4 protein-coding genes are annotated in these 4464 nt (G+C 39.1%); 2 read left to right on the forward strand and 2 right to left on the reverse strand.

The window, feature by feature from the left end:
- Positions 1–175 precede the first annotated feature (175 nt).
- Together HMPREF9446_RS19195 and HMPREF9446_RS13030 are read left to right on the forward strand one after the other, a co-directional pair.
- Entirely contained in the window at positions 176–373 is a 198-nt protein-coding gene (locus HMPREF9446_RS19195) for a DUF4372 domain-containing protein (protein WP_009126152.1), read from the forward strand.
- A 2-nt stretch (positions 374–375) separates the two neighbouring features.
- Positions 376–852: a transposase gene (locus HMPREF9446_RS13030; RefSeq protein WP_009126153.1), complete on the forward strand. Its 477-nt coding sequence runs from the start codon at positions 376–378 to the stop codon at positions 850–852.
- A 266-nt stretch (positions 853–1118) separates the two neighbouring features.
- Here the strand turns inward: HMPREF9446_RS13030 and HMPREF9446_RS13040 are convergent, their stop codons facing one another.
- A complete protein-coding gene (locus HMPREF9446_RS13040; protein ID WP_245532281.1) occupies positions 1119–2426 on the reverse strand; it encodes a TlpA family protein disulfide reductase in 1308 nt (435 codons plus the stop codon).
- Positions 2427–2908: 482 nt separating this feature from the next.
- Entirely contained in the window at positions 2909–4357 is a 1449-nt protein-coding gene (locus HMPREF9446_RS13045) for a tetratricopeptide repeat protein (protein ID WP_148345826.1), read from the reverse strand.
- Between the last annotated feature and the right edge of the window lie 107 nt (positions 4358–4464).

Genomic DNA, 4464 nt, shown 5'->3' on the forward strand with positions numbered 1-4464 from the left:
TTTCTTGATAAGCGGCAATAAAATAGGAAGAAAGAAGTTAATAACGTGTTTGCAGGCACGGCTTTTTCATTTAAGAACATTAGTGTTTACTAAAAAATCATAGAAGTTCTTTGAAATATTTGAAATTCAATTTGTTATAAGCAATTTTGGAGAGAACGGATTTGAATTTACTTTTGTGGTAATTTTCAGACCGTTATGCATAAAGACTCATATATTTGCCCAATTAGCTAAGTTTCTTGACCGAAGTAAATTCAGTCGTATCGTTACTAAGTATGAAGGCGACAAGTATATCAAGAGCTATACCTATTGGAATCAACTACTTACAATGATATTTGGTCAGTTCTCCAATCGAGAGAGCGAGATTTGGTTGTAGCTATGGAAGCTCATGCCGGGAAGTTCTACCATCTCAGAATCGGAAAGTCTGTAACGAGAAGCAATCTTAGCAAAGCTAATGAGCAACGTGACTACCACATCTTCGAGGAGTATGCAACATTCATGATTGCCGAGGCCCGCAAGCGTAGAATCGAAAAAATCTTCGAACTAAACGGTCATGTTTACGCATTTGACTCTACTACGATTGACCTATGTCTGTCGGTGTTTGAATGGGCTAAATTTCGCAAGCATAAAGGCGGAATAAAAGTTCATACACTCTATGATGTTGAAGCCGAAGTGCCTGCATTTGTGCATATTACATCTGCTAACATTCACGATTCAAAAGCTATGCCTGAGATTCCATACGAACCAGGAGCGCATTACATATTTGACCGTGGGTATAATGATTTCAGCAACCTCTATACGATAAATCGCATAGGTGCTTACTTCGTAGTAAGAGCCAAAACAAGTTACGAATAAGAATAAATCTACATTTGTTGTACCGTGGACAATGAAAGGAGCAGGCATTTTGTCAGTTCCTCATAACTGGTATGTATGGCGAAACTATCTTTGCCCATTCTGCGCAATATATATTGGAAAGAGAGGAAGCTGGGAAAATCCGGATGCTCTTTTAATATTTGGTATAATGCAGCAGAGTACTTGACACCATAATGGTTTGTGATGATCTTTAGAATGCTCCTTGCATTGTCTTTTATTATTTTCTGGTGTGCATTCATTTCGTTAATTTATTGTTTTAAATACTTGTTTATTACTATTGTAGCTTGTTCGTCGCTTGGTTTTGGGGCATTCATTTCGACAAGGCTACCTTGCTTGTCAAAAATGATATAGCGGGGAATCAGTTCTAACTTGATTGCTTCTAAGGTCTTGCTGTTTTTGGAATTGGTGATGATAAAATTGTTTTCTATCTCCGCCAAGCCTTCTTGCTTCGCAGCCTTTTTCCAGCTACTTTTCGTGTCGTTGTAGGCCAAGTAAACAAATTCCACGTCTTTCCCTTTATACAACTCTCTGAGTTTTGCCGAAGGAGCCATTTCTTCACGGCATGGCACACACCAGCTTGCCCAAAAATCCACATAAATTACTTTGCCTTTGTGCTTTTTTAGTAGCAGGCTCAGATTGGTGGTCTTGCCTTGAATGTCCTCCAACAGTAATTGGTTGGCATCGGCAGAGAGGTTGTATTGCTCTTTGATATTGTTGTGTAGCGTTGTATCTTGGGTAATCTGGAGGTATTTGTCGAGATAGTGATTGACGTCTTGTGCGGAAAAATTCTCGCTGATTTCCTTGATGCAACGTTTAAGCAGGATTTGCATTGATTTGGGTTGGAACGGTTTGGCAGATAGTTCATCGAAGGTTTGACACCAGTCCTTGCTTCTTCCCTGGGATTTGCGTATCGTCGGGATATGCTGGTTGGTGAACCAGAGGTAATAGTCCAGATATTCATGGTATGAAGGATAGGAGGCATATTCATCGGAAATACCGGCTTCCATTCGGCGGTAGAAGGTGGTGTCTTCATTCAGTATTCGCCGGGATTCATAGTCTTTCAGAGTGAGTAGGTACTGATAGTGATTGTATATCTTGTCCGAGATGATCTGCTGTTGCTTAAAGAGGTTGATGGTGTCTGTATATGCTGCTTTGTAACTATTGAACATAGAATGCAACGAGTCCAAAGGACAGTAGTCTGCCAAAAGCGAGGTCCAGTTGTTGGCTCGTATCACGTCAATGCTTTGAGCAATCCGCACCCAGTCGCTTCCCAAACATGTTTTTGCTTCTAAACCAGAGTGTGTCCTTCCTTTCCGCAATTTATAGTTCATATTATAGATTCTGTTGCGTTCTGGGTGATATTTACTGCTAAGAAGAGGATAATCTTGGCTGTCCATGGTGATGGTAACGGTATCTCCTTGTACTATTGGGAAATAAATATATTCAAAGTCGCGATAACTTAGCGCTAATTCGGCAAAGGCATCGACAGAGGTCAAAACGATTGTATCAGCACTTGTTTGGGGCGTGTAACGAACCAAGTTTCCTTTATTGTCCATATAAGATACTTTCGGTATTGGCAGGTGGGCTATTCCTCCTGCCGTTTTGTAAGGCTTAGGGTTGTATCTATCAAAACAAACAACTATTGCTTTACTTTCATTTTCGGATTGTGCTTTGTCAGCTTTGCATGATGCAAAGAATATTAAGAGTACAAATAGGACGGTTTGAGAAATATTGTTTTTTTTCATGTTTTTAAGTTGAAGAGTGAAAATGTTGAATAAGAATGAAAACGAAATTGACTGAAAAGTGACTTCGTTTTCATAATACTTAAATTTAAGGATTAACTCTACTCTATTAAAGCTTTTCGACTTCGCTTATATTTTTTATTATAAAGAATACAGCTAAAGTGATAAGATACAAAATTCGTTTCATGCTTTTTGTTTTTTGGTTTATGGCAAAGTTAGCGCAATTTTCATCCATTACGCAAAAAAAGCATGTCTCACTTTTGGTGTGAATTGTCTCATTTTGCATGAGACATGTCTCATGTATCAGTGGGAGTACTGTTTGTTATGCTTTTTAGCAGTTTTTGTAATTCATTTGCCTGATAAGGGACATTCATCTTCCTGCAAATTCTCTGCTCAGTCCGGTAGAGGGTGGCGTGGGCAATCTTCAGAATCTGCATTCTTTCTTTGATGGAGAAGTCAGTAAATAGCAGATAGCAATAATGGGTTTCGTTTTTACTGAATTTATATTCAACGGCCAGTTTTGAGAGGGTGCCTGTTTTCTCTATTTCTGCCATAAATCTAATCCATTCATCATCTGTCAATGTCACCTTGGAGATTCCGTGTTCTTTACAGTCCGAAATGATTTGCTTCATTTTGTTGTAAACATCCGAATATTCTAACACTTTTTTTAGTAGTACAATGTGTTGTTTATTCAATTTCTCCAATTCTTTCTGCATTTGTTCCTTTTGAACTTCGTCAATGTACTTTTGTATTATTTTTTGTTGCAGGGCGGCTATTTGCTCCTCTTTTTGTTTCGTTTCTTCTTTCACGAAAAGGTATTGGCTGCGCAGTTCTTTTTCTTTTAAGAGAGCTTTTTGTCTTTGCTGATGGAATTTCTTGAGATAGCGTTTCCGCAATAGATAAATGCTTCCAATGCCTATGAGTATAGAACAGAGAATGTAGTAACGATATTCTTTCAGATAAGATTCGTACAGTGTCTGTTGGTGTAGCATTTCTATGGTCTGCTCTGTTTCGATGATTCCGGTTCTCTGCCGAGATAAGTTTGTACTGTCCTTATAGGTCGAATATAGTTGTTCCATATTGAGAGACCAGGAAATGTCACCTTGCGCTCTTGCTATATCGGCTAGTCGCATATAGGCTGCTTCTTTGGTGCTATAGCTTGAAGATGAGAGACTTTTTCTTATATATATGGTGGCAGAGTCATATTGCCCTGTTTGATAATAGGCATCTCCTAATTCCAAGAAAGTACGGTAACAGTGCAGAGTGTCTTTTTGTAGCTTGAAGTTTTGCTTGGCATATTGCAGTGCTTTTGTGCTCTTTCCTGTTCTGGTATACAGCGTGCTCAAAGCTGAAAAAACGTTTGCTTTTATGGCATTTTGTCTGACATCTTTCAAAAGGGATTCTGCTTGTAGCAGTTTCTTTTCTGCTTGTTGATAATCTTTTTGATAAAGTTGCATGCTTCCTTGCATGGTGAGACTTGAAATCTGCAGGGAAGTATCTTTCAGTTGGATACTTATTTGCTCGGCTTGCCGATAAATGGAATCTGCTTTTGCATAGAATTCCTGCAGGTAATAAATATAGCCCGCATTGGCGTATATTCGTCCCAGCAGTACTTTGTCTGCTGCTTTTTGTGCAAAATCAGTCGCTCTGATGTATTTTTCTATAGCTTCTGTCTGCTTATTTTTGTCTCTGCAAACACTGCCCCAAAGGTAGTAGGCTTGTGCTTGCATTTTATTGTCTTTCATGGAGTCATAGTATTGTACAGCTGTCCGTATCAGCGAATCATCCGTCTGTACCACATAATTCTTGTCTCGTGCTTGGGTCAGCAGCAGGGCATAGTAGGCACGGTCTG

It is taken from the genome of Bacteroides fluxus YIT 12057 (assembly GCF_000195635.1).
Lineage (GTDB): Bacteria > Bacteroidota > Bacteroidia > Bacteroidales > Bacteroidaceae > Bacteroides > Bacteroides fluxus.